Genomic DNA, 22,228 nt, shown 5'->3' on the forward strand with positions numbered 1-22,228 from the left:
GTGGACCGTTGCAGAAGGTTCAATTCCCGAACCCGCAAGTGTTGCACTTCTCGGCATTGGGCTCGCAGGCATCGGCTTGACGTGGCGCCGCCGAAAGTCAGCAGCGTAGGAGTGCCACCACTTCCCGAACCCTTGGAACCCCGCTTCGGCGGGGTTTGTCTTTGTCAGCGCAGCTGATCGACCTTGGGCCGCCTTACGCCGGTTCATCCAGCCAGGCATCACGCGGCAGGTCGGCGGTTCCGGGGGTGATCACGAAGCGCGTGAACAATACGGAACAATAGGGGACACCCATTAGCCGGCCCCGTGTCAAGGGCGAATTTATCGATCCAACAGATGAAGCCGGCTTCACCATTGTAATTCGTACTTGCTTCGGTTTTTTAGAGTGCTAGTATTAGCACCTTAAAAGGGTCTTGGAGCCAATATGACTTATCAAATTCTTTCGGAGATAGCGGCCAGCATTTCCGACTTGAAGAAAAATCCGATGGGTACTGTCGCCGCCGGCGAGGGGTTTACGGTTGCCATTCTGAATCACAACGTACCTGCCTTCTACTGCGTGCCGGCTGACGTGTATGAGTCAATGATGGAACGACTCGACGACATCGAGCTGAATGCCATTGCTGATGCACGGGCCGGCCAGCGCGTGACGAAGGTTTCGCTCGATGAGCTATGAGCTTGGCTTTCTTGACGATGCGTTGAGCGAGTGGCGCAAGCTGGATGGCACGGTCCGTGCCCAGTTCAAGAAGAAACTCGCCGAACGCCTGGAGGCACCGCGAGTTCCGACGTCCAGGCTGTCCGGGCATCAAGATCGCTACAAAATCAAGCTGCGCAGCATTGGCTATCGGCTTGTGTACGAAGTCCGCGACAGCCAGTTGATCGTTGTTGTTGTAGCGGTTGGCAAGCGTGAGAAAAGCGCCGTTTACAAAGCCGCCGAGAAGCGATAGCCCTACCGCTCCCTCCCCGCCTCATGCCACGCCTTGCGCACGGGCGACAGCAGATACTCCATGACCGAGCGGGTACCGAGCAGGATCTCCGCATTGGTCTGCATCCCCGCACTCAAGGCAAAGCGCTGCTCATCCATCGAGAGATTCGAAGGGGATGCGGAACAATCCGCACAGGCTGCCCAGCAACCACGCCATATCCGCCTGCCTGACTTCCCCGCGAGGGTTCATTTTCTTGTCGTTTTTGTGGAACGCGCGGAGCATGATCCCACTTCATTGGAATGTCAAGAAATGTGCTCTTTTTATGTCATTAGCGTTGCAAGTTGTCGTGATTTGTAAGCAAGCTGTTCGGAACGCGTATCCGATTTGTCAGGGCGTTTGGGCGGGATGGTGGATGTGGGCAAGCTGTCCTCCTCCCGCGCGGTTGTCGGCTGCACCGGGGATACAGGGCTGAGTCAATTACCGGGCATCCGCTCACGTTCAGGCTCCGCGCTTAGGCGGTACCGGCATAAGCTGGTAGCATTCTTCTGTTGAAGTCTAAAGGGAGCGCCTGTCATGCAAACCGCAACTGTCCTCTATCAATCGAACGACGGGATAGCGGAAATCCGCCTCAATCGCCCGCAGCGGCTTAATGCGGTAACCCAGCAGCTCTATGAGGAATTGAATTCGGCATTGGGCCGGGCCGAGGCCGACGGCGAGGTGCGCGTGGTGCTGCTAACGGGTGAAGGCCGGGCCTTCTGCGTTGGTGCCGACCTCAAGGAACACAAGGCAGGGCGCACGGCGTACGATCGGCGCCAATATCTGCACGGGGAGCAAATCGTCTGCAAACGGCTGATGCAGTTATCGAAGCCGGTAGTTGCTGCAGTCAATGGCTTTGCCCTTGGGGCTGGTGCCGAAATGGCGATTGCCTCGGATTTTGTCTTGATGGCTGCGAGCGCGCAGATCGGATTGCCGGAGATCAGCATCGGGACATTCCTTGGCGGCGGTGTCACTTATCTGCTGCCGCGCCTGGTCGGCTTGGCCAAGGCGCGCGAACTGGTGTTTCTCGGCGAACGCATCAATGGCGAAGAAGCGGTACGCATCGGGCTGGCCAGTCGGGTGCTGCCGGACGACGGCTTTCTCGACGCGGCACGTGAATTCGCGGGAAAGATTGCCGGCAAGGCGCCGCTCTCGATGCAGCTCGCCAAGAAGCAATTGAACACGGCCGCCGAAAGCACGCTTGATGCCGCGCTGACGGCTGAGCTGGAGGGAATGATGTTCGTCGGCACGACAGAGGACTGGCAGGAAGGCATCGATGCCTTCGCCGAAAAACGCTCACCGATATTCAAAGGACGCTAGACATGAGCAGTACAGAAACCGCATCACCGCAGCGCAGCCCCCTGCACGACTTCCTCGCTCCGGATTCGATCGCCATCGTCGGCGCTTCCGCCGACCCGACCAAGCGCGGCTACAAAGCCATGGTCGGGCTGGTCAAGGATGGCTACCAGGGCACGATCTACCCGGTCAATCCCAAGGCAAAGATGATTCTCGGCGTCAAAGCCTATCCGTCCCTGGCCGACTTGCCCGCCTCACCCGATCTGGCGCTGATCTGCACGCCCGCAGCCATGGCGCCGGCACTTCTCACAGAATGCGGCAAGAAGGGAATCAAGGGGGCGATAATTCTGGCCAGCGGCTTCCGCGAAACCGGGCTGGAAGGCGCCAAACTGGAGCAACAGTTATTGGATGCCGCGCGTCAGGGCGGCGTGCGCGTGATCGGTCCCAATACGTCGGGAATGTTCAATCTGCACAAGAAGCTCAATCTGCTTGACCTGGCCAATGTCAAGGCCGGCGATATCGGCTTCATTTCGCAGTCGGGCAACATGCTGCTGTCGCTGGTGCTGGAAGCCGAACACAACGGCCATGTCGGCTTCAGCACCTATGTCGGACCAGGCAATCAGACCGACATCGGTTTCAACGACTATCTGCGCTATCTGAGCGAAGACCCGAACACCCGCGTCGCCACGTTCTACGTCGAGGGTTTCCGTGACGGACGCCGCTTCCTCAACGTTGCGCGTGAAGTCACGGCAACCAAGCCGGTGGTGGTGTACAAGTCCGGCTCCACCGAGCAGGGTCGCAAGGCGGCCAGTTCGCATACCGGAGCACTGGCCGGCAGCTACGCAATGACGGTCGACGTCTTGCGTCAGGTCGGCGTCAGTGTCGTGCAGCACTCGGACGAAATCCTGCCGGTGGCCGAAGGTCTGGGGTTGTTGCAGCAAGCACGCGGCAAACGCGTTGCGGTGATTTCGGATGGTGGCGGCCAGGCAACGATCGCATCCGACCGGCTGACGGAAGCCGGATTGGAGCTTTCGGTGCTCAGCGACGCCACGCGCCATCGCCTGGGCGAAATTCTTCTGCCGCAGGCCTCGCTGGTCAATCCGGTCGACGTGGCGGGCAGCACCGACGTTCGTCCGTCGCTGCTCGCCGAATGCATGGAAATCCTTAACGAAGACGACAACGTCGACAGCATATTCCTGGTCGGCATGTTCGGTGGCTATCACATCCGTTTCGCGGAGCACCTGCTGGGTGACGAGATGCGTGGTGCCGAATCGATGATCGAACTGGCGCACAAAACCGACAAACCATTGGTGATCTACAGCCTGTACGCGCCGATCAGTCCCCCGGCACTGCGCCGGCTGCACGAGGCCGGACTGCCCGTCTATAACTCGATCGAACATGCGGTTCGCGTACTGGCGGCACTGGGCGAGCGCGGAATCTATCTCGCTGCCAGCGCTGAACATACACACCTCGCCGCGGTGACGCCGGACGTTGAGGTGCAAGCGACATTTGCGAAAGCTCTGAAAGAGGGCCGCGATCTGTTCGAATACGAGGCGAAGTCGCTGTTGCGCACACACGGCGTCGCCATGCCGGCGGAAATGGTGGTGCGAGAGGCCGACAAACTGACGGAAGTCGCCGCACATTTCGGCAGCCAGCCGCTGGTCATGAAAGTGGTTTCAAAGGATATCCTGCACAAATCCGATGCGGGTGGCGTCAAGCTCAACCTGCGCGGCGAAACCGCACTGCGCGAAGCCTACGGCAGCATTATGGAATCCTGCCGCGACTATAGCCCGGACGCCGTTATCGAGGGAATGCTGGTGACACCGATGGCGCGCAAGGGTACCGAGGTGATCATTGGCGTCATGCGCGACCCGATCTTCGGCCCGGTGCTGATGTTCGGCCTCGGCGGCATCTTCGTCGAAATCCTTGAGGACGTGGCTTTCCGGGCGATTCCGCTGTCGCGCCACGACGCCTGCTCGATGGTCGAGCAGATCAAGGCGCGAAAGATACTCAAGGGCGTGCGCGGCGAAGCCGCGGTAGACAAAGAAGCGCTGGTTGATCTGCTGTTGAAGATTTCGTGTATTGTTGAAGCCTATCCGCAACTGGCAGAGTTGGACCTCAACCCGGTGATCGCCTACGACGATGGATACGCCGTAGTGGATGCCCGGATCATCGTCAACCGTGCGAACGCAAGCTAGCTATCGCTAGAACAAGCTTCAACGCCAGCAGTCCGAAGTCCGGTTTTTCTCTTACTTGCCCTTCACGGGCAGACCACGCCTGGAAGTATGTCGATCCAGGCAACGGCATTGCCGCCCGAACAACACGCATGCGACCAACGCGATTCAGCGCTGGATCGCCGCCAAATTACCGATACAGCGCATTCAGGAGCAGAGCATGAAGTACATCACGAATATTGAGCAGATCGAACAGATCCCCAAGGCCGAGCGCGAGAAGCTGAAAGCCGTTGCCGACACCCATTCGTTCCGTGTCAGCGAGTATTACCTGGGCCTGATCGACTGGAACGATCCGGCCGACCCGATTCGCCGGCTGGTCATCCCCAATATCGCGGAGCTCACCAACTGGGGTCATCTCGACGCCAGCAACGAGGCGGCAAATACCGTTGTGCAGGGGGTTCAGCACAAGTACCCGGATACCGCGCTGCTCCTGTGCAACGAGGCGTGCGGTTCCTATTGTCGCTACTGCTTCCGCAAGCGCCTGTTCATGAACGACAACGAAGAGGCCGTCAAGGATATCGGTCCCGGGCTCGGCTATGTTCGCCAGCACCCTGAGATCAGCAACGTGCTGCTCACCGGCGGCGATCCGCTCCTGCTCAGCACAGGCCGGCTGACCGACATGATCGAGTCGATACGTGCGATCGACCACGTCCAGATCATCCGCCTCGGTACCAAGATGACGGCCTTCAACCCGTGGCGCATACTCGACGATGCACCACTGCTCGAGCTGCTATCGACGCATTCGACGCCGTACAAGCGCATCTACTTCATGAACCACTTCGATCATCCGCGCGAATTGACCGACCCGGTAATCGAATGCCTCGACAAGCTGATCCGCGCCGGAGTCATATTGACCAACCAGTGCCCGTTGATCGCCGGCATCAACGACGATCCGGAGGTGCTCTCGGAACTGTTCCGCAAGCTGTCGTGGATCGGCTGCCCACCTTACTATCTGTTCCAGGGACGTCCGATCGCCGGCAACGAACCGTTCAAGGTACCGATCGTGCGCGGCTGGGAAATTTTCCGCGAGGCGCTGCGCCATGGCGCGGGACTCGCGCGCCGTGCGCGGTTTGCGATGTCGCACGAAACCGGCAAGATCGAGATTCTCGCCGTCGATGACAAGCACATCTACCTGCGCTACCACCGCGCCAAGGATGCCAACCTGCGCGGTCGCTTCCTCGTTTACGAACGCGATGACAACGCCTGCTGGCTCGACGATCTCGTCCCGGTTGGCGATGCACCGAAGTTTGCGCGCGAATCGCTCACCGATGTTCTGTCCGGTCCCGAATGAGTGACGTGCAAGCGTTACGCGCTGTCGATCCATGAATTTCCAGATCGCATGAATTCGACAGATTTGGCGAAATTGGAACTTCACCGCTGCAACCGGAGTCCGATTTATTCCCGCAAGTCCTTTTAAAAATTCCTGACCATCGGAGGAAGTCATGCCTACGATTCGTTACGCCGGAGTTTTCGAGATCGACTACAAGGTCGTCAGTGCTGACAAGGTGCAGGTAGCGGCCTACTTTGTCGTACCCAAACCGCTACCGATGGCGGGACGCAAACGCCTTGGTGGTGGCACCCTGTCACCCGATAACATCAGTCGCACATTCAGAGTGGACGCGATGACCGGCTCCAGTCGCTGGAGCACGGGGTTCGCCGCCTCAATGACCTTGACCCTGAATCCGGCGACGACGTCGGTGCGCTGCAAAGCCAACGGCAGCGCCAAGGTGATTGGAAAAAACCTGCCGGGCAGCCCGTTCCGGGTAGACCAGAGCTGGCCATTCGACTGGCCGCGTGCACCGCTGCACCCTCTCGGCAAGGCGCAGATAGCCAATGTCGTCGTAGTAATGATGGAGAACCGCTCCTTCGACAACCTCCTGGGATGGCTCTACGCGGACCAGGACAACCGCCCGCCGCGCAACATTCCGCCGCAGTCGCCGCCGACCTTCGACGGACTCGAAGCAAACCGTTACTGGAACCCCGTCGATGCGGCCGACATCGGCAAGCCCGACGATCAGGTACCGGAGAACCGGCGGGCCTACGTGACGAAGCAGGCGCGGTCGCCGATCGTGCCCGACCCCGATCCGCACGAGCAGTTTCGCTACATGAGCACCCAGTTGTTCGGCACGCAGAAACCGGCGGCTGGCACAGTTGCCAACATGAAGGGATTCGTCACCGACTTCGCCGACGCCATCAAAGAGAGCAAGGAGCCCAAGGCCGACCGGCGGCTGATCATGGACTGCTTCAGCACGGCGCAGGTTCCGGTACTCACCGCACTGGCGCGCAACTATGCAGTCTGCGATCGCTGGTTCGCGTCACTGCCCTGTCAGACCTGGCCCAACCGGGCCTTCGTGCATGCCGGAACCTCCTGCGGCCGGGTGAACAATCTGGACAAGGATGTAGACGACTGGACGCCGCCCAATCCGCTCTACTACAACACGCCGACCATCTTCAATGTCATGCAGGATCTTGGCGTCACCTGGAAGGTCTACGCCGACAGCATCGTCACGCCGACACTCACGCGTTCGCAGTTTGTCACGCAATTGGGCAATCCGAACCTGAGTGGACATTTCAAGGGCTTCACCGATTTCTGCAATGACGCTGCGCTGGGCACGCTGCCTTCCTATTCCTTCGTCGAACCAAGCTTTCTCGAAAAGAAGAACGACCAGCACCCGCCGCACGATGTGAAGGCGGGCGACAACTTTCTGTACGAGGTGTGGAAAGCGGTCAGTACCGGGCCCGGCTGGAACAACACCCTGCTGGTGATCACCTATGACGAGCACGGCGGCTGCTATGACCATGTACCGACCCCGTGGGGCGCGATCAAGCCGGACGGCAGCAAGCCGCAAAAACCCTTCGGCTTCGATCGCTACGGCGTACGCGTACCGGCAGTGCTGGTGTCGCCCTGGATCGAGCCGGGGACCGTATTTCGCGCACCCAAAACGAGCAAGGAATACGATCACACGTCGATCCTGGCGACGCTGCGCGAGTGGCAGAATCTTTCCCGCCGCGCCGGCTCGCGCTGGCTGAAGAGCCGACGCATTGCGGCGGCACCGACGCTGGCGCCGGTGCTCAGCCGCGGCAAGCCGCGCACCGACAAGCCCGACATTCCTCGCCCGCGCGCTCTGCTGAGAGCCGCACCAGCCCCGTCGAATGCGCCGCTCAATTCGCTTCAGAGTTCTGTTCTGGCCGCCGCGCTGATGGGCGACGACGTGACTCAGGAAAAGTACGACAAGGCCGTCCGCCAGATCGCGCGTATCCGCAAACAGGATGCCGCCTTGGAGCGACTGGAACGCATACAGAAGGTGGGAGACCCGGAAAGCCGGAAGAAATCCCGGGGGTCGGAATAAGCACCATGGCCGATTCAAATCCACCGCTCAAACGCTTCACGCACCTTGGACGTCTCTCGCTAACAAGCATCGCCGAAGCACTGGGGCAGGTTCCGCCAGACCAGCCCGTTCTGATCTGCGCCGACGAACTGATTGTCGACTGCAACATCGACCTGCAAGTCCGTTCGCTTGACCTGCACGTCCGCGTGCTCGTCTGCCCGGCGCCGGCAACGTTCGCCTTTGCCGGTTCGGACGAAGCGTCGTCCTGGCGGGTATTCGTCGGACGGATCGAGGGAGACGCATCGTCGACATTCGCCTTGCGCTTCATCGGACTCAAAGCGCCTCTCGATCCGGAAGTCGAAAAGCCGCAAGGCTGTTCCCTGCGTTTCACACCCGCCGACGAAACAGAGGCGTCTCGCATCGAGGTGAGTGAGCTGGCCGAGCTGCCGGGCGACCCGTTGGTGCTGATCAGCGTACTGCAGGCGGCCCGTTCCCTGCGCGTGCGCGCACTGGAAGATGCGGTGGAGCGGGCGCAATGGGTGGTCGACGGCAGCGTAGGCGATCCGGGTCAGGCGCGGTTGTTTGCCGAGAGCATGCAATTGCTCAGCCTGTTGCGCTCACCGGCCCGCCGCTTCGCCGTGGTGCCCTACCTTGACCGCAAGCTCTACGTAACACAGGCGCAGGCGCTGGTCGACGCGCTCGAAGCGGTGGAAGCCGATCTGCGGGTCGTGGACGACCGTCAATACGATCTCGACGCACGCAAGCAGTCGGCGCAGAGTCTGCTCGCCAGAGTGGCCAATGCCGCCCGGCTGACGCGGCACCTGTATGAGCAAAGCGAAGGAAATCTGGCCGCCTCTCGCCGCATGCTTGAGCAGAAGGACGCTCTGCTCAAGGCGCAACTGACCACAGTGAACGCAGCCAACGCCGAATTCGAAAAGGGGCTCGAACGCTGGAAGCGCGAGCAGATCATCTGGGCATCGCTGAAAGCAGCGCTGGGAATCGGCATCGCGATTGCATCGGTATGCATGGCCAATCCCGCCGGTGCCGCCGCAGGAACGGCCGCCGCGGCTGAAGCAACGGCCGGCGCAGCCGAGGCCGCAACGCGTATCGCCCGTGTAATCAAGGCGATCAAGCGCATCATCGATGCCGTGGGCGGCGTAGAAGCCCTGAAGTCGATCATCGACGGGCTCAACAAGGTGCGCGAGGCGGTCACGGCGGGAGTCTCCGCGGCCGAGCTGGCAGCCCGAATCCAGGATGAATCAAAGGCCTTGCCTGATGCCGGGGGAAGCATCGCCGAGGAGGACTGGGATCTGATCGTCGAGGATATCGGACCGATACTGAAGGAGGCCATCGACGCCGAGGTGACGGGGGCGCAAGATTACCTCAAGGAGCTGCGCAAGCTGGCGATTCGCGGCAAAGCCAAGTTCTTCGCGCAGGAGCATGTCATCGAGGATGCGCAGCATTACCTGCAAATGGTGTGGACCCTGGAGCGCGACGAATCCGACTCCGCCTCGGTGGAAGCCGAGATCGCCGCGATCGCCGCCGGCGAGCCGTTGCAGGAATCCCTGCGGCTGCGCTTCGAGCGCGCGCGCGACGACATCAAGGCGCGGGTGGTGCTGGCAATCGACAACCTCGCCGCCGCTCACCATTATTTTGCTTTGGATGTCGGCCAGACCCATGCCGACCCCGCGATGAGCACGGCTGAACTCCGGGCCGCGCTCGGTCGCGCCGCCGACGATCTGGTGCAAGCCTTCGAGCGCTTCGATCCTCGGCCTCAGTCCTGGAACCAGCCCCTCTCGGTGGAATTCGACGCGGCCCGCCGCGAGCAGTTCGAGAAGCACGGCATGGTGTCAATCGATCTGCCGATGACGACCAAGAACTTCCCCCATTACGCGCGCATCCGGGTTTCGCAGGTACGGGCGTATCTGCGGGGTGCACGCTGCCCGCCGGGTCAGGAAATCCTGTTGCATCTGTCGACCAGCGACCATTACCGCGACCGCTACGGCAGCCCCGAGCCGCGCGCCTTCGATTTCGCCGGCCGCCCCTTGCGCCTGGGTTTCGGCTACCGGCACCGAGCGGGGGTGACGCAGTTGCCGCTTGAAGGCGATGTGGATGATACGTCTGAAATCAGTTTTGGCGGTGAACCGATCGCCAGTATTGACGGGGTTTATTTCGAACCGACGCCGTTCACTGAATGGCGGGTCAGCCTTCCGGCGGGCGGAATTCCGCAGCTCGACATCTCGTCCTGCGAGCGCCTCGAGTTGCAGTTTTCCGGATCAGCGGTGGTGACCGGCCACAGAGCCATGCGTAGCATGCGCTCCATGCACGCCAGATCGGCCGACGATATGGAAACCGAAGGCGCAACACTGATCCACAGTTTCGAGATAGACATGCAGCCCGGCAATGCGGGAGGAGACGATGACTGATACATCACGGCTGCGAATTGTCGGCCGCCGCGTCGAGCTCGACGCCGAACTGGCACAATCGCTCATCGCCCGCGGCATCACGCAGCTCGCCGTCGATTCCGATCAGGTGCGCGTGTGCGGCGAATTCACCCTGCCGGGCGGCTCGGTGCATATTCGTTGTCGCGAGCTTGATGGCGTCGAGCCGGTCATTGATGTGAGTGCCTGCACACCGCCACCGCCCTGGAGTGAAGCCAAAGCGCCCAACGGCACACCCCGGGAACTGGACGGGCAGGCGGGCCAGGATGGCGTAACCGGCATGCACGGAGGCAGCATTCACATCGCCTGCCAGCGCATTGCATCGCCGCCCCGCCTGCTGGCCTGCGGCTCGCCTGGCGGCGACAGCCAGGGCGGCGGCAACGGCTTGAAGCCGACGACACCATCCGCCAATGAAGGCAAGTTCAATAAGGACAAAACGGGCGGCACCTATGGCGGCAAGGTGTTGAAGAAATTTGGCTTGTCGTATTTCCTGTCGGTGGCCTACGGTCAGAAAGGTCACGACGGCGGGAAGGGCGGAGACGGTGGGCCGCCGGGGATGCCGGGCCGTGGTGGCGACGGAGGCCGCATCGAGGTGACATTCGGCGAAACATCGCCAGCGATCGATGCACGGGTCGAGCCCGGCATGCCCGGTGTTTCCGGCGCTGCGGGCAAGGGTGCGGGCGGCGGCGCTGCCGGCCCGGGAGGCCTGCATCGATTGTATCGATACGAGTGGCTCAAAAAGACCTTTGAGGTGCCGATGAACTCGCGCCGCGCCGAGGTGGCGGAAGCACGCAAGGCTTATAAGTTGTCGCAACGCGCCGCTGCCGGCCGGGCCGGTGCCAAAGGCAAGGACAGCACGGTCCAGCCCAAAGCCAAAGCCGGTGCGTCGGGCACAGCACGCTGCCAGTCGACAACACCTGTCGATCTGGCGGCCAACTTCGATGCCGACTACCTGCGCAAGGTGACCGCCTGGGCGGAACAGGCGCTCGAATGTACCGAGACCGAATCGGCCACAACTATCGCGCGTTGGGCGCTGACGCTTCTGGATGCCGGCGCGGCGGCGGACGAGGCCACGACTCTGCGGCAAGCGCTGGAGCAGCTATTGTCTCGAATCGAACCGTCGGCGCTGGAAGCGGAAGTACTGACTTCGTGATCGCAACGCAAACCGATATGACAGCTGGCCAGCACGTCAAACTGCTGCTTGAAGTGTAAGACTGAAAGCTTTTATCCTTCTGTCTATTGTGGCTGGGCTGAAAACGCTTGATGATCGCGAAACCTCATCTTCGCAACGTTGAAACCATTCTCGCGATTGGCCTCATTCTGGCGCTGGCTGCTTGCGCCCAGACTCCGAGCACCCCCCACACACCGGCACCACCGATTGGCAATGGCTACCCGGATAACATCGACATCCTGAAGCCGGGGCCCAGTGAAGTGATTGTAGTCATCAACGACAATGCTGAAATGGTGCATAGCGGGATGTTTGCCGCCGAGACCCTGCTGGATCCAGCGGGCAGCTATACCGGGACACGCGATTTCGACCCGCACTGGCCGGGTACCAGCCTGCAGGATTATGTGCGCTTTCAGCTCGAAGACGGACCGGTCGTCAAGCTTTATCGATTCACCTTGCCGCCCGAGCAGTTCGCACAGATCAAGGAGCGCGTTGACAGTGCGGGAGCAACCATGCCGCTGTTTTGTGCCGCCAAGGTTCAGAATATCCTCAGCGGTATTGCGCCGTTCGAATCGGTACCCGACGCATGGCTGGTCTCACCCGCAACCCTGGCACACCACCTCGACGTGATCGTTGGCAGCCCTGTCTTTGCTGGCGCCTGCTACTGGCCCAACGGTGCTTCGTGCAACCCTCGCAACACGGACATAAGTCTTGAAACGTCCGGCAAGTGAGACGGCCATTTACGCGATGAACGGCACGGGCGCCTCGTCTGCTGCAATCGTGTTTATTCCCGATTCAGCGCCGGGTTGAACCAGCAACCGTCTGCTGCGATCAGTGCGTCTGCTTCCCTGGGGCCCCAACTGCCACGCTTGTAGGACCTGACCCGGCGGTGCTTGGTCAGGACCGGATCGACCACCGCCCAGGCCGCGTCGACGGCATCTTCGCGTGTAAACAGTGCGCCATTGCCGGCCATTGCGTCACTCAGCAGGCGCTCGTAGGGCGCTTCCTCTCCCGGCCGTTCGTCGACCAGGTAAAGCTCGCGCTGCTCGCCGACAAACTGCTTCCCGGCGCTCTTGACGCGTGCCGCCAGCGCGACGGCGGCGTTGGGTGCAAGTCGAATGCGCAGATAATTGGCCGGCCCGTCGGTAGGCGCCGAATCATCGAACAAACGCTGCGGCGGCGGTTTCAGTTGCACCACGACCTCGGCAGCGTTCTCGGCCAGATGCTTGCCCGAGCGCAGGTACCACGGTACGCCGGCCCAGCGCCAGGAGTCGATGTAGAGGCGCATGGCGCAGAAGGTTTCGACGTCGGAGTCCTTTGCCACGCCGGGCTCCTTCAGGTAACCGGCGTACTGGCCGCGCACGACATCGTCGGGTTTCAGCGGACGCATGGCCATCAGCACGTCGGCCGTTTCGCCGTGCACAGCGCCAAAGCCCTGGTAGCTCGGTGGCTCCATGGCCAGCAACGCGACAATTTGAAACAGATGGTTCTGGATGACGTCGCGCAGACAGCCGGCAGTTTCATAGAATCCGCCGCGGCCCTCGACGCCGAAATCCTCGGACAGGGTGATCTGCACGCTGGCCACGTAGTTGCGGTTCCAGATCGGTTCCAGGAACGAATTGGCAAAACGGAAATACAGGATGTTCATGATCGCTTCCTTGGCCAGGAAGTGATCGATGCGAAAGATCGCATCCTCGGGAAACACCGACCTCGCGATACGATTGAGTTCCCGCGCGGAAGCCAGATCACGCCCGAAGGGTTTCTCGACGATGACGCGCGCCTGATCGGCCAGGCCCGCAGCGCCGAGCCCTTCGATCACCGTCGCGAACAGCACGGGCGGTATGGCGAGGTAATGCGCCGGGCGTCGGGCATCGCCCAGCGCCTTCTTGAGTTTCTTGAACGTACCGGCATCGTTGTAGTCGCCATCGACATAGCGGAGCATGGAAAGCAGGTGGTGCAGGGCCGGCGGATCGTCGACGGTTCCTGCGTTGCTTATGCTTTCCTCGGCGCGCTTGCGCAGTTGCGCCAGACTCCACTTCGAGGAGGCGACGCCGACGACCGGAACCTTGAGCATTCCCCGCTTGGCCATCGCGTAAAGCGCCGGAAAGATTTTCTTGTACGCAAGATCGCCGGTCACGCCGAACAGTACCAGCGCATCCGATTCCGGCGCGCCGCGCCTGGTGCCGTCCATCTCAGTGATTTCCTTTCTTCTCTTCATGCCCGCCAAACTGCTTGCGCATGGCGGACAAGACGCGGTTGGCGAAATCCGCGCCATCGCGCGAGCTGAAGCGCTCGAACAGCGCGGCGCTCAACACCGGCGCAGGAACGGCCTCATCAATCGCCGCCTGGACAGTCCACCGCCCTTCTCCGGAATCCGACACGCGGCCGGCAAAATCCTGCAGATCGGGACTTTCGACCAGCGAAGCCGCCGTCAGGTCGAGCAGCCACGAGCCGATCACGCTGCCGCGGCGCCAGACTTCGGTGATCTGCGGCAAGTCCAGGTCATACTGGTAGAACTGCGCATCGCGCAACGGCGCCGTTTCAGCATCTGCAGCGCGCAAGCGCTTGCCGGCGTTGGCGTGGCGCAGAATATTCATCCCCTCCGCATACGCCGCCATCAGACCATATTCAATGCCGTTATGAACCATCTTGACGAAATGGCCGGCGCCTACAGGCCCGCAATGCAGATAGCCGTGTTCGGCCTGACCCACCGTACCCTCTCTGCCCGGCGTGCGCGGCGCGGCGCCAACACCGGGTGCGATGCTCCGGAATATCGGGTCCAGGTACCTGACGATCTGTTTCTCTCCGCCGATCATCAGACAGTAGCCGCGCTCCAGCCCGAACACCCCGCCGCTGGTGCCGCAGTCGACATAGTGTATTCCCGTCGGCTTGAGCGCCTCCGCTCTTGCAAGATCGTCGCGGTAGTAGCTGTTGCCGCCGTCGATGATGATGTCACCGGCCTCCATGAGTGAAGCCAGTTTATCGACCGTCTCGCCGGTCACCGCGGCGGGGACCATGATCCAGACCACGCGCGGCTTGGTGAGTTTCCCGAGCAGCGCCTCGATCGATGCGGCGCCCTGAATGCTGGGGCCTTCAGTCTGTTTTACCGCCTCCGGGTCCACGTCGTAGACAACACATACGTGTCCTTCCTTCGTCAGTCGCCGCACCAGATTGGCGCCCATGCGACCTAAACCGATCATGCCGAGTTCCATAGCGAACCTCCTTGTCTGGCCGGTTGGAGAGAACAGGCTCACATGGCCGATAATGTTTCCAGCAAACCTGCTTCGATCAGTATATCGACTCCCGACGCCGGTTGTATTGCCCGCGCGGGGATATTGCTGCCGGCGCGCCACGTGGACACCGCCAAACGCTTCGATTCGCCGCTGACGAGAAACAGCACCTGTCGCGCGCGGCTCAGGCGCGCCGCACTCATCGACACGCGTTCCGATGGCGGCTTGGGCGCATCGAACACAGCCAGCGCATCCGGCGACCCCGCCACCGACCCCCACTCATGATCGGGGAAGAGGCTCGCGGTGTGGCCGTCCTCACCCAGGCCGAGCAGCACCAGATCGAAGTCGCCGACCGGCCGCAGCAATTCGGAATACTGTCGGGACGCCCGCACAGCCCCCAACTCCCCGGCGATGGCGTGCACCTGAAGCGGCGGAATTGGCACACCATCGAGCCAGGCCTTTCGGGCCATGTACGAATTGCGCTCAGGATCATCGGGCGGCAGGCAACGCTCGTCGCCGAAATAGATGTGCCACGCGGCCCAGTCGGCCTGGGCCGTACTCAAGCCGCGATAGATTTCGCGGGGCGTGTTTCCGCCGGCCAGCACAAGATGAAACGTACCGCGTTCCTGAATGGACTGTGCAGCACTGGCGAGAATGGTTTCCAGCGCTGCTGTTCGCAGCGCATGCTGATCGGAAACCGCATGCCAGCGACACCGTTGCGCGTCATTTCTTTTCATCGGCGGATCCGGCCTCGATACGTGCTCGCACGCGAGGCAAATTCAGGTCAATACGTTCTATCTAACGAGTTTGCTTTCATTATAGTTTACGCCGTCGCAGCGCTTCATACCCAGCCAGACCATGAGCGATTCGGCCGGACAGAAACGCGTGAAGCCGCTCTGGAACAGGTTGGCACCGACAAAGGCAGTGAACCACAGGAAGTTCTTCGAGACGAAGAGCGGGCTGGCTTCGACACCCAGGGCGAGCGAAAGCAGGATGAAGCTGCCGGCCATGATGCGGATGGCACGGTCGGTGGTAAAGGGTGTTTTCATGACGAGTACTCCTTGTTGAACGCAGCGAAATAGAGCACCGGGATGACGATCAGCGTCAGGACGGTGGAAACGAAAATGCCAAAGATCAGGCTGATGGCCAGCCCGTTGAAGATCGGGTCGTCGAGGATGAACATTGCACCCAGCATCGCCGCCAGCCCGGTCAAGGCAATCGGCTTGGCGCGAACGGCAGCGGACTGGATGATCGCTTCGCTGAACGCCATCCCCGCGTCTGCCTGCTGGCGTATGAAGTCGACCAGCAGGATCGAGTTGCGCACGATGATTCCGGCGAGAGCGATCATGCCGATCATCGATGTCGCGGTATATTGTGATCCGAGCAGTGCGTGGCCGGGCATAACGCCGATGATGGTCAGCGGAATCGGCGCCATGATGATCAGCGGCGCCAGATAGCTCTTGAAGTGTGCCACCACGAGCAGGTAGATGAGGATCAGACCGACGGCGTAGGCCGTGCCCATGTCGCGAAACGTTTCGTAAGTTACCTGCCACTCGCCGTCCCACTTGATGCTGTAGCCCGCATAGGGATCGCCGGGTTGGCGGATGAACCACTCGCCGAGCGTACCTCCGGCTTTTTCCACGCCGATCAGCGACTTGCCGGCCAGTTCGCCACGCGCATCGAACATCCCGTAAAGCGGCGAATCCAGCTTGCCGCCCATGTCGGCGTAGACGTAAACGACGGGCAACAGATCCTTGTGGTAGATGTTCTTCTCCCGCGCCATGTCGCGCACCTCGACCAGCTCGGAAACCGGCACCAGCATCCCTTCACGCGAACGCACCCTGAGTTTGAGCAGGGCGTCGAGCGAGCTTTGTTTCTCGGGCGGCAGGGTCACCCGCACCGGCACTTCGAACTTCGAGTCGGCGTTATGCACCGGGGTTACATCCTCGCCGGCAAGCCCCATGCGCACGACTTCGACGATGTCGCTCTGCGCCACGCCAAGCAATGCAGCTTTGGCTTGAAGCACGTGCAGCACGGTCTTGCGCGCATCGGCCTGAACCGAATCGTCGATGGCAACCAGATCCGGTGTTTTCTCCAGAACCTTGCGCACCTCCTTGGCGACGGCGATCTGGCCCCGATAGTCCGGCCCGTAAACTTCGGCGACGATCGGCGATAGCACCGGCGGGCCGGGTGGCACTTCGACCACCTTGGCGTTGCCGCCGTTCTTTCGACCGATCTCCTCGACGCGGTCGCGTACCGAGATGGCGATCTCGTGGCTCTGACGCGAACGGTGCTTCTTGTCGGCCAGGTTGACTTGCAAATCGCCCGACTCCGGTGCGGCGCGCAGGTAATACTGGCGCACCAGCCCGTTGAAATTGATCGGACTGGCCGTGCCGGCGTAGGCCTGGTAGTTGACGACTTCCGGCACTTTGGCCAGCTCGGCGCCGATCTCGTGCAACACGCGCGCTGTTTCCTCGACCGGCGTTCCCACCGGCATATCCAGAACGATCTGGAATTCGCTCTTGTTGTCGAAAGGCAGCATCTTCAGTACGACCAGCTTGAAGCCTGCGAGCGACACCGAGCCGAGGATCAGCAGAATGATGCCCAGCAGCAGCTTTCTGCGTGCGGACTTGCCGGTGGCCGGCGCAAGGAACGGTGTGAGCAGACGACGGAAGAACGAATCCAACGCAGAGGCACTGAGGCGCTGAGGTGCCGCAGAGAAAAGCAAGGCTATAAAACGATTCTTCTCTGTGTTTTCTCCGTGCCTCTGTGTCTCTGTGGTGGATGTGGCGTGCCCCTGCATCAGGCGCGCCGCCAGCCACGGCGTCACGACAAATGCCACCACCAGGGAAATGAGCATGCCCATCGACGAGTTGATCGGAATCGGGCTCATGTACGGGCCCATCAGGCCCGTAACAAAGGCCATCGGCAACAGCGCGGCAATCACCGTCAGGGTGGCGAGGATGGTCGGGCCGCCGACCTCATCGACCGCCTGCGGAATGATTTCAAGTAGCGGTTTGCCGGGATGCAGCCCCTGCCAGCGATGGATGTTCTCAACCACGACAATGGCATCGTCGACCAAAATTCCAATCGAGAAGATCAGGGCAAAGAGCGAAACGCGATTAAGCGTGAAACCCCAGGCCCACGAAGCGAAGAGCGTTGCGGCAAGGGTCAGCGTTACCGCCAGGCCGACGATCAGTGCCTCGCGCCTGCCGAGCGCAAAGAACACCAGCAGGACGACGAAGGCCGTCGCGAAAACCAGCTTGCCGATCAGCTTCTGCGCCTTGTCGGTCGCTGTCTGGCCATAGTTGCGCGTAACCGTGACTTCGACGCCTTCGGGAATCACGGTTCCCTTGAGCGAGTCGACGCGCGCGATGACATCATTGGCGACGTCGGCCGCATTGACTCCGGGTTTCTTGGAAATCTGTACCGTGACGGCCGGGAAATCACCCTCCTTGCTGCCGATCCAGACGTATCGGTGCGGCTGATCCGGGCCGTCATCGATTCGCGCCACGTCGCCCATGAACACCGGCTTGCGGTTACCGGCATCTCCGCGGACGGCAACGACCAGTTGCCGGACATCCGCCGCGGTCTCCAGATAGGTGCCGGTCTGCACCAGCACCTCTCGGTTGCCGGCGACCAGACTGCCCGAGGATTGCAGGGCATTGCCAACCTTGAGTGCCGCCGAAAGATCCCGCGGCGTCACGCCGAAGGCGTTCATCCGCTCGCTGTCCATGACGACACGGATGACATGGTCCGGACCGCCCAGAGTCGATACGTCGCGCGTCCCCTTGATGCGTTTGAACTCGATTTCGGCAGCGCGCGCGACCTGTTGCAGATCGAATGCCGAGCGCTGGGGATCCGGCGTCCAGAAGGTCAGCGCGACGATCGGCACGTCGTCGATTCCTTTTGGCTTGATGACTGGCTCCAGCACGCCCAGATTGGGCGGCAGCCAGTCGCTGTTGGAATGAACGGTGTCGTAAAGGCGCAGGATCGCATCGTTGTACTTGACGCCAACGTCGAATTGCACGGTGATGATCGCCATGCCGGGGCGGGAAACCGAATAGACGTGCTCGACGCCCGACATGCGCGACAGCACCTGTTCGGCCGGCGTCGCAACGAGGTTTTCGACGTCCTTTGCCGACGCTCCGGGGAAAGGCACGATGACATTGGCCATGGTGACATCGATCTGCGGCTCTTCCTCACGCGGCGTGATCAGCGTGGCGAAGATGCCCATCAGCAACGCCACCAGCGCCAGCAGCGGCGTCATCTGCGATGCCTGGAAAAAGCGGGCGATGCGACCGGAAATGCCCATCACTTACTTCCTGGACGCAGGCGCTGACTTCAAAGCAATGGCTGCGTTCAGCGGATCGAGCACGACGCGTTCTCCGCTGCTCAAGCCAGCCAAAACTTCAATCTCGCCGCCGGCCGATGTTTCGCCTAGACGCAACTGGCGCAACGACAATGCTCCTTGTTCGCTTTGCACGTAGACCGCTGCCACTTCGCCCCGACGCACCACAGCTTCTGCCGGCACGGTCAGGCGTTGCACCTGGCCCAGCACAAAATGCACTCGGGCAAACATGCCGGGGATGACCGCGTTGAGCCCGGAGGGCAAACCCACGCGTACCTGCGACACGTGCGTTGCGACATCGGCCGTCGGCAACAGCGTGACCGAATTCGCATCGACCCATAGGCCGAGTTCGGGGAATTCGACCCTGGCCTTCTTCACATCGCGCATTTGCGGCAGCTGGTATTGCGCAATACTGGCCGTGACGCGCAAACCCTGCGGACCGTAGATTGTCAGCAAGGGGCTGCCCGGCGCGGCAGTTTCACCCTGCTCGATCAGCCGTTGGGCGACGACACCCGAAATGGGCGCGGTAACGCTGGCATGGCCCAGGCTGACGCTGGCCTGCCCCTGAGTCGCTTGCGCCATTTCGAAATCCGCTCGGGCCTTGTCCAGCGCGGCCGCGCTGATGAAATTCTGCTGGCGCAGATTCTTCAGCCGCTCGTAATTGGCCTTGGCGTTGATGAACTGCGCCCTGGCGCCGGCCGCCGCTTCGCTTGCCTCGCGCGCATCGATGCGCAGCAGTAGCTCGCCTTTTCGCACCGTCTGCCCGACGTCGACGCGCATTTCCATCACACGGCCGGAAACCTGCGATGTCAGAGTGGTTTGTGCGATCGCCTCAACGGTAGCAGCAACCGGCAGCGTCAGGTCGACCGGATGCGGCTGTACCACGACCGTCGGCAAGGCTTGCGCCCAACCCGGAAATGGTTTTAGCAACAGCATCAGCAACAACAGCCCCTTGGCGTAAGCGGGCAGCTTGCGGTTTTGACGAACAAAGTATGCTTCCATGTGTATTAGCATATTCTAATACGTAGAAAAGCACAAGTGCCGTCGGCGCTTACTCCGGATTTCGCGAGTCGATACTCATCGTCACCGGACCGTCATTCACCAGATGGATCTGCATGTCAACGCCGAAGATGCCGGTGGGCACCCTGCGCCCCAGATCGGCCTCAAGCAGCCGGACGAAGCGTTCGAACAATGGCTTTGAAATCTCCGGAGGAGCCGCACGACTCCACGACGGGCGATTGCCCTTTTTCGTTGACGCAAAGAGTGTGAATTGACTGACCGCCAGGATATCGCCACCGCTGTCGACGATGCTGCGATTCATGACGCCGGTGTCATCCGGAAAGATTCGCAACTTGACCAGTTTGGCCGAAATCCAGCCCAAATCAGCCTCGCCATCGGCGACCTCGAATCCCGCCAGAACCAGCATACCGGCGCCAATGGCTCCCGTAACTGCGCCATCAACCTCGACCCGCGCCGAGGCGACGCGCTGGACCAGCACTCTCAAACCTGTTTCGCTTTCTTGACTTTCGCCGTTGCCGCGTCAGCGCCGTCCGTAGTTCGCGGCAACCAACGCACGGCCTGTGCTGCCAGTTCGGGTTGCAGGGTGGCATGCGCGATCCCATCATGCGCCAGTACGTGCTGCGCAGCTGCAAGCACCTCGGACCACGATGCAAGGGTTTCGACGACCAGATGCGCCGACAGCGCAACGCGGTTGGACGACAGTGTCCAGATGTGCAAATCGTGAACCGAACTGACGCCCGGCACGGCCGCCAGCGCCTGCCCGATCCGGTCGACGGAAAGATGTGCCGGAACGCCTTCGAGCAAGGCGCGCAACACTTCGCGCAACAAGCGCAGGCTGGAAACGAGGACCAGCAGGCAGATGAGCAAGGAGAGCAAGGGATCAATCGGCATCCACCCCGTGTACATGATCACCGCACCCGAGACCAGAGCCGCCACCGAACCGAGCAGGTCGCCGAGTACATGCAGCAGAGCGCCGCGCGTATTCATCGTCTGCTCACCGTGCATCAGCAACCAGGCGACACCGACATTGACCAGCAGGCCGACAACTGCAACCAGCGTCACCGCTTCACCGTTGATTGACGCCGGTTCCAGAAAGCGACGAATGGCGGCCACCGAGATGCCGACCACGACCAGTACCATAAACAGAACATTGAGCAGAGCGGCCAGCGTTTCGACACGACCCAGACCATAGGTGTGACGGCGCGAGGGAGGACGACGGGCCAGCCAGACGGCAAAAGCCGCCAAGCCGAGCGACGCGCTGTCGGTCACCATGTGACCTGCGTCGCCCAGTAACGCGAGAGAACCGGACCAGAATCCCGCCACTGCCTCGACCGCCGCGAAACCCAGCGTCAGCAACAGTGCCCAGATCAGACGCGGACCGGCATCCGCATGATGATGGTCGTGATGGCTGTGGCTATGGTCATGCTGATGCGAATCGCTCATCGGGAAACCGCTTTCAGGCCGACTTCAGGCTGGCGTACACGCGCGACAGATATATCGACACTGACACTCGGCAGGCTCACGAAAAAAAGAGCCGGACTCCATCTGCATCACGCAGCCCTTCGACCGCCGCTTCGCCACCATGCAGGATGCTGAAAACACCCCCAGGGAAACCACATCGGCCTGTCAGTTCAGCCAGCGCAAATATTGCCGATGGCGTTTCCGGATTCGGCTTGATCACAACGACCGAACCCGCTAGCAAAGCGGGGACGGCGATCTGCAGCGAGCCAAGCAGCGGCGCCCTCGAGTCGCCGACAATGCCGATTACACCCGGCCTGTCAATCTGATCCGCGGCATCGCCGGCCTCCGCACCCTGCAACAAGGCCACTGCCCTCGCCACTTCACCGTCAGCCGAAGCCGCCTCCTTGCCGCTTTCTTCCATAATCAATCTGGCGAAATGCGCGGCGTAGCCGGATAGCGCTTCACCCACACTTGCGAGCAGGGCTGCGCGAGTTGCAGCTTCCTGCGCTGCCCACGCTGAAAGCGCGGCCTGTGCGGCGTCGACTGCCTTGAGCGCCTCCGCTGAACCGCACAGCGGCGTGCGCCGCAATACTTCGCGGCTGACCGGGTTGCGGACATCCTGAAAGGCCGGGGCCATCGTCAGATAAGCGTGACCATTGATCCACAGAGGGATCGCGAGCGGATCGTCGGTATGAAACATCATCGTCCTTGGTAATCGGTTCTCTGCATGGTACACACTTTG

Annotated in this window: 21 protein-coding genes; 10 read left to right on the forward strand and 11 right to left on the reverse strand. The window is 61.4% G+C overall.

The features are described 5' to 3' along the window. Nucleotides 1-22: 22 nt before the first annotated feature. The 3 genes from PROAA_RS03840 (at nt 23) to PROAA_RS03850 (ending at nt 941) form a co-directional block, all read left to right on the forward strand. Nucleotides 23-109 carry a PEP-CTERM sorting domain-containing protein gene (locus PROAA_RS03840; protein ID WP_245664145.1) on the forward strand — a complete coding sequence of 29 codons (87 nt, stop codon included), beginning with the start codon at nt 23-25 and terminating at the stop codon, nt 107-109. Nucleotides 110-421: 312 nt separating this feature from the next. Further along, entirely contained in the window at nt 422-670 is a 249-nt protein-coding gene (locus PROAA_RS03845; protein ID WP_186410068.1) for a type II toxin-antitoxin system Phd/YefM family antitoxin, read from the forward strand. Then, a complete protein-coding gene (locus PROAA_RS03850; protein ID WP_186410069.1) occupies nt 660-941 on the forward strand; it encodes a type II toxin-antitoxin system RelE family toxin in 282 nt (93 codons plus the stop codon). The genes PROAA_RS03845 and PROAA_RS03850 overlap by 11 nt, the downstream gene beginning before the upstream one ends. Nucleotides 942-943: 2 nt before the next feature. Here PROAA_RS03850 and PROAA_RS19265 read toward each other — a convergent pair whose 3' ends face one another. Further along, entirely contained in the window at nt 944-1,078 is a 135-nt protein-coding gene (locus PROAA_RS19265; protein ID WP_281182225.1) for a hypothetical protein, read from the reverse strand. Further along, nucleotides 1,071-1,202, reverse strand: coding sequence for a hypothetical protein (locus PROAA_RS19270; RefSeq protein ID WP_281182226.1), 132 nt, complete (start codon nt 1,200-1,202; stop codon nt 1,071-1,073). Before PROAA_RS19270 ends, PROAA_RS19265 begins: the two co-directional genes overlap by 8 nt. 291 nt (nt 1,203-1,493) lie before the next feature. On the opposite strand from PROAA_RS19270, the gene PROAA_RS03855 reads away from it, so the two are divergent. From PROAA_RS03855 to PROAA_RS03885, 7 genes are all read left to right on the forward strand, one after another. Next, nucleotides 1,494-2,276, forward strand: a complete 783-nt coding sequence (locus PROAA_RS03855; RefSeq protein ID WP_186410070.1) for an enoyl-CoA hydratase/isomerase family protein — start codon at nt 1,494-1,496, stop codon at nt 2,274-2,276. 2 nt (nt 2,277-2,278) lie between these two features. Continuing rightward, nucleotides 2,279-4,450: an acetate--CoA ligase family protein gene (locus PROAA_RS03860; RefSeq protein ID WP_186410071.1), complete on the forward strand. Its 2,172-nt coding sequence runs from the start codon at nt 2,279-2,281 to the stop codon at nt 4,448-4,450. 196 nt (nt 4,451-4,646) lie between these two features. Then, complete coding sequence (locus PROAA_RS03865; RefSeq protein ID WP_186410072.1) at nt 4,647-5,777, forward strand: KamA family radical SAM protein; 1,131 nt, start codon at nt 4,647-4,649, stop codon at nt 5,775-5,777. Nucleotides 5,778-5,928: 151 nt separating this feature from the next. Next, on the forward strand, nt 5,929-7,836 hold the full coding sequence (locus tag PROAA_RS03870; RefSeq protein WP_186410073.1) for an alkaline phosphatase family protein: 1,908 nt from the start codon (nt 5,929-5,931) through the stop codon (nt 7,834-7,836). 5 nt (nt 7,837-7,841) lie between these two features. Beyond that, nucleotides 7,842-10,241 carry a hypothetical protein gene (locus PROAA_RS03875; RefSeq protein WP_186410074.1) on the forward strand — a complete coding sequence of 800 codons (2,400 nt, stop codon included), beginning with the start codon at nt 7,842-7,844 and terminating at the stop codon, nt 10,239-10,241. Beyond that, on the forward strand, nt 10,234-11,409 hold the full coding sequence (locus PROAA_RS03880) for a hypothetical protein (protein ID WP_186410075.1): 1,176 nt from the start codon (nt 10,234-10,236) through the stop codon (nt 11,407-11,409). Before PROAA_RS03875 ends, PROAA_RS03880 begins: the two co-directional genes overlap by 8 nt. A gap of 110 nt (nt 11,410-11,519) precedes the next feature. Beyond that, nucleotides 11,520-12,155 carry a hypothetical protein gene (locus PROAA_RS03885; RefSeq protein ID WP_186410076.1) on the forward strand — a complete coding sequence of 212 codons (636 nt, stop codon included), beginning with the start codon at nt 11,520-11,522 and terminating at the stop codon, nt 12,153-12,155. 53 nt (nt 12,156-12,208) lie between these two features. Here the strand turns inward: PROAA_RS03885 and zwf are convergent, their stop codons facing one another. The 9 genes from zwf to PROAA_RS03930 form a co-directional block, all read right to left on the reverse strand. Continuing rightward, a complete protein-coding gene (gene zwf, locus PROAA_RS03890) occupies nt 12,209-13,642 on the reverse strand; it encodes a glucose-6-phosphate dehydrogenase (RefSeq protein ID WP_186410077.1) in 1,434 nt (477 codons plus the stop codon). Further along, the gene (gnd, locus tag PROAA_RS03895; protein ID WP_245664142.1) at nt 13,617-14,624 is read right to left on the reverse strand and encodes a phosphogluconate dehydrogenase (NAD(+)-dependent, decarboxylating); all 1,008 of its coding nucleotides are present in this window, start codon (nt 14,622-14,624) and stop codon (nt 13,617-13,619) included. The genes zwf and gnd overlap by 26 nt, the downstream gene beginning before the upstream one ends. Before the next feature lie 50 nt (nt 14,625-14,674). After that, entirely contained in the window at nt 14,675-15,391 is a 717-nt protein-coding gene (gene pgl / locus PROAA_RS03900; RefSeq protein ID WP_186410079.1) for a 6-phosphogluconolactonase, read from the reverse strand. A gap of 57 nt (nt 15,392-15,448) precedes the next feature. Continuing rightward, entirely contained in the window at nt 15,449-15,703 is a 255-nt protein-coding gene (locus tag PROAA_RS03905) for a YgaP family membrane protein (protein ID WP_186410080.1), read from the reverse strand. After that, nucleotides 15,700-18,969, reverse strand: a complete 3,270-nt coding sequence (locus PROAA_RS03910) for an efflux RND transporter permease subunit (protein ID WP_186410081.1) — start codon at nt 18,967-18,969, stop codon at nt 15,700-15,702. Before PROAA_RS03910 ends, PROAA_RS03905 begins: the two co-directional genes overlap by 4 nt. Nucleotides 18,970-18,972: 3 nt before the next feature. Next, complete coding sequence (locus PROAA_RS03915) at nt 18,973-20,007, reverse strand: efflux RND transporter periplasmic adaptor subunit (protein ID WP_245664143.1); 1,035 nt, start codon at nt 20,005-20,007, stop codon at nt 18,973-18,975. A gap of 49 nt (nt 20,008-20,056) precedes the next feature. Beyond that, nucleotides 20,057-20,503 carry a D-aminoacyl-tRNA deacylase gene (gene dtd / locus PROAA_RS03920; RefSeq protein ID WP_342669206.1) on the reverse strand — a complete coding sequence of 149 codons (447 nt, stop codon included), beginning with the start codon at nt 20,501-20,503 and terminating at the stop codon, nt 20,057-20,059. A 2-nt stretch (nt 20,504-20,505) separates the two neighbouring features. Beyond that, nucleotides 20,506-21,468 carry a cation diffusion facilitator family transporter gene (locus PROAA_RS03925; protein WP_186410084.1) on the reverse strand — a complete coding sequence of 321 codons (963 nt, stop codon included), beginning with the start codon at nt 21,466-21,468 and terminating at the stop codon, nt 20,506-20,508. Between the two features lie 76 nt (nt 21,469-21,544). Then, a complete protein-coding gene (locus PROAA_RS03930; protein WP_222102083.1) occupies nt 21,545-22,186 on the reverse strand; it encodes an aldehyde dehydrogenase family protein in 642 nt (213 codons plus the stop codon). Nucleotides 22,187-22,228 lie beyond the last annotated feature (42 nt).

Source organism: Candidatus Propionivibrio aalborgensis, assembly GCF_900089945.1.
GTDB lineage: Bacteria > Pseudomonadota > Gammaproteobacteria > Burkholderiales > Rhodocyclaceae > Propionivibrio > Propionivibrio aalborgensis.

Coding starts and splice junctions, on each gene's coding strand:
- PROAA_RS03865 (WP_186410072.1), top strand. CDS start 4,647: ATGAAGTACATCACGAATATTGAGCAGATCGAACAGATCCCCAAGGCC.
- gnd (WP_245664142.1), bottom strand. CDS start 14,624: ATGATCGGTTTAGGTCGCATGGGCGCCAATCTGGTGCGGCGACTGACG.
- PROAA_RS19270 (WP_281182226.1), bottom strand. CDS start 1,202: ATGCTCCGCGCGTTCCACAAAAACGACAAGAAAATGAACCCTCGCGGG.
- PROAA_RS03875 (WP_186410074.1), top strand. CDS start 7,842: ATGGCCGATTCAAATCCACCGCTCAAACGCTTCACGCACCTTGGACGT.
- PROAA_RS03855 (WP_186410070.1), top strand. CDS start 1,494: ATGCAAACCGCAACTGTCCTCTATCAATCGAACGACGGGATAGCGGAA.
- PROAA_RS03845 (WP_186410068.1), top strand. CDS start 422: ATGACTTATCAAATTCTTTCGGAGATAGCGGCCAGCATTTCCGACTTG.
- PROAA_RS03880 (WP_186410075.1), top strand. CDS start 10,234: ATGACTGATACATCACGGCTGCGAATTGTCGGCCGCCGCGTCGAGCTC.
- PROAA_RS03910 (WP_186410081.1), bottom strand. CDS start 18,969: ATGGGCATTTCCGGTCGCATCGCCCGCTTTTTCCAGGCATCGCAGATG.
- PROAA_RS03905 (WP_186410080.1), bottom strand. CDS start 15,703: ATGAAAACACCCTTTACCACCGACCGTGCCATCCGCATCATGGCCGGC.
- PROAA_RS03915 (WP_245664143.1), bottom strand. CDS start 20,007: ATGGAAGCATACTTTGTTCGTCAAAACCGCAAGCTGCCCGCTTACGCC.
- zwf (WP_186410077.1), bottom strand. CDS start 13,642: ATGAAGAGAAGAAAGGAAATCACTGAGATGGACGGCACCAGGCGCGGC.
- pgl (WP_186410079.1), bottom strand. CDS start 15,391: ATGAAAAGAAATGACGCGCAACGGTGTCGCTGGCATGCGGTTTCCGAT.
- PROAA_RS19265 (WP_281182225.1), bottom strand. CDS start 1,078: ATGGATGAGCAGCGCTTTGCCTTGAGTGCGGGGATGCAGACCAATGCG.
- PROAA_RS03930 (WP_222102083.1), bottom strand. CDS start 22,186: ATGTTTCATACCGACGATCCGCTCGCGATCCCTCTGTGGATCAATGGT.
- PROAA_RS03850 (WP_186410069.1), top strand. CDS start 660: ATGAGCTATGAGCTTGGCTTTCTTGACGATGCGTTGAGCGAGTGGCGC.
- PROAA_RS03925 (WP_186410084.1), bottom strand. CDS start 21,468: ATGAGCGATTCGCATCAGCATGACCATAGCCACAGCCATCACGACCAT.
- PROAA_RS03860 (WP_186410071.1), top strand. CDS start 2,279: ATGAGCAGTACAGAAACCGCATCACCGCAGCGCAGCCCCCTGCACGAC.
- PROAA_RS03885 (WP_186410076.1), top strand. CDS start 11,520: ATGATCGCGAAACCTCATCTTCGCAACGTTGAAACCATTCTCGCGATT.
- PROAA_RS03870 (WP_186410073.1), top strand. CDS start 5,929: ATGCCTACGATTCGTTACGCCGGAGTTTTCGAGATCGACTACAAGGTC.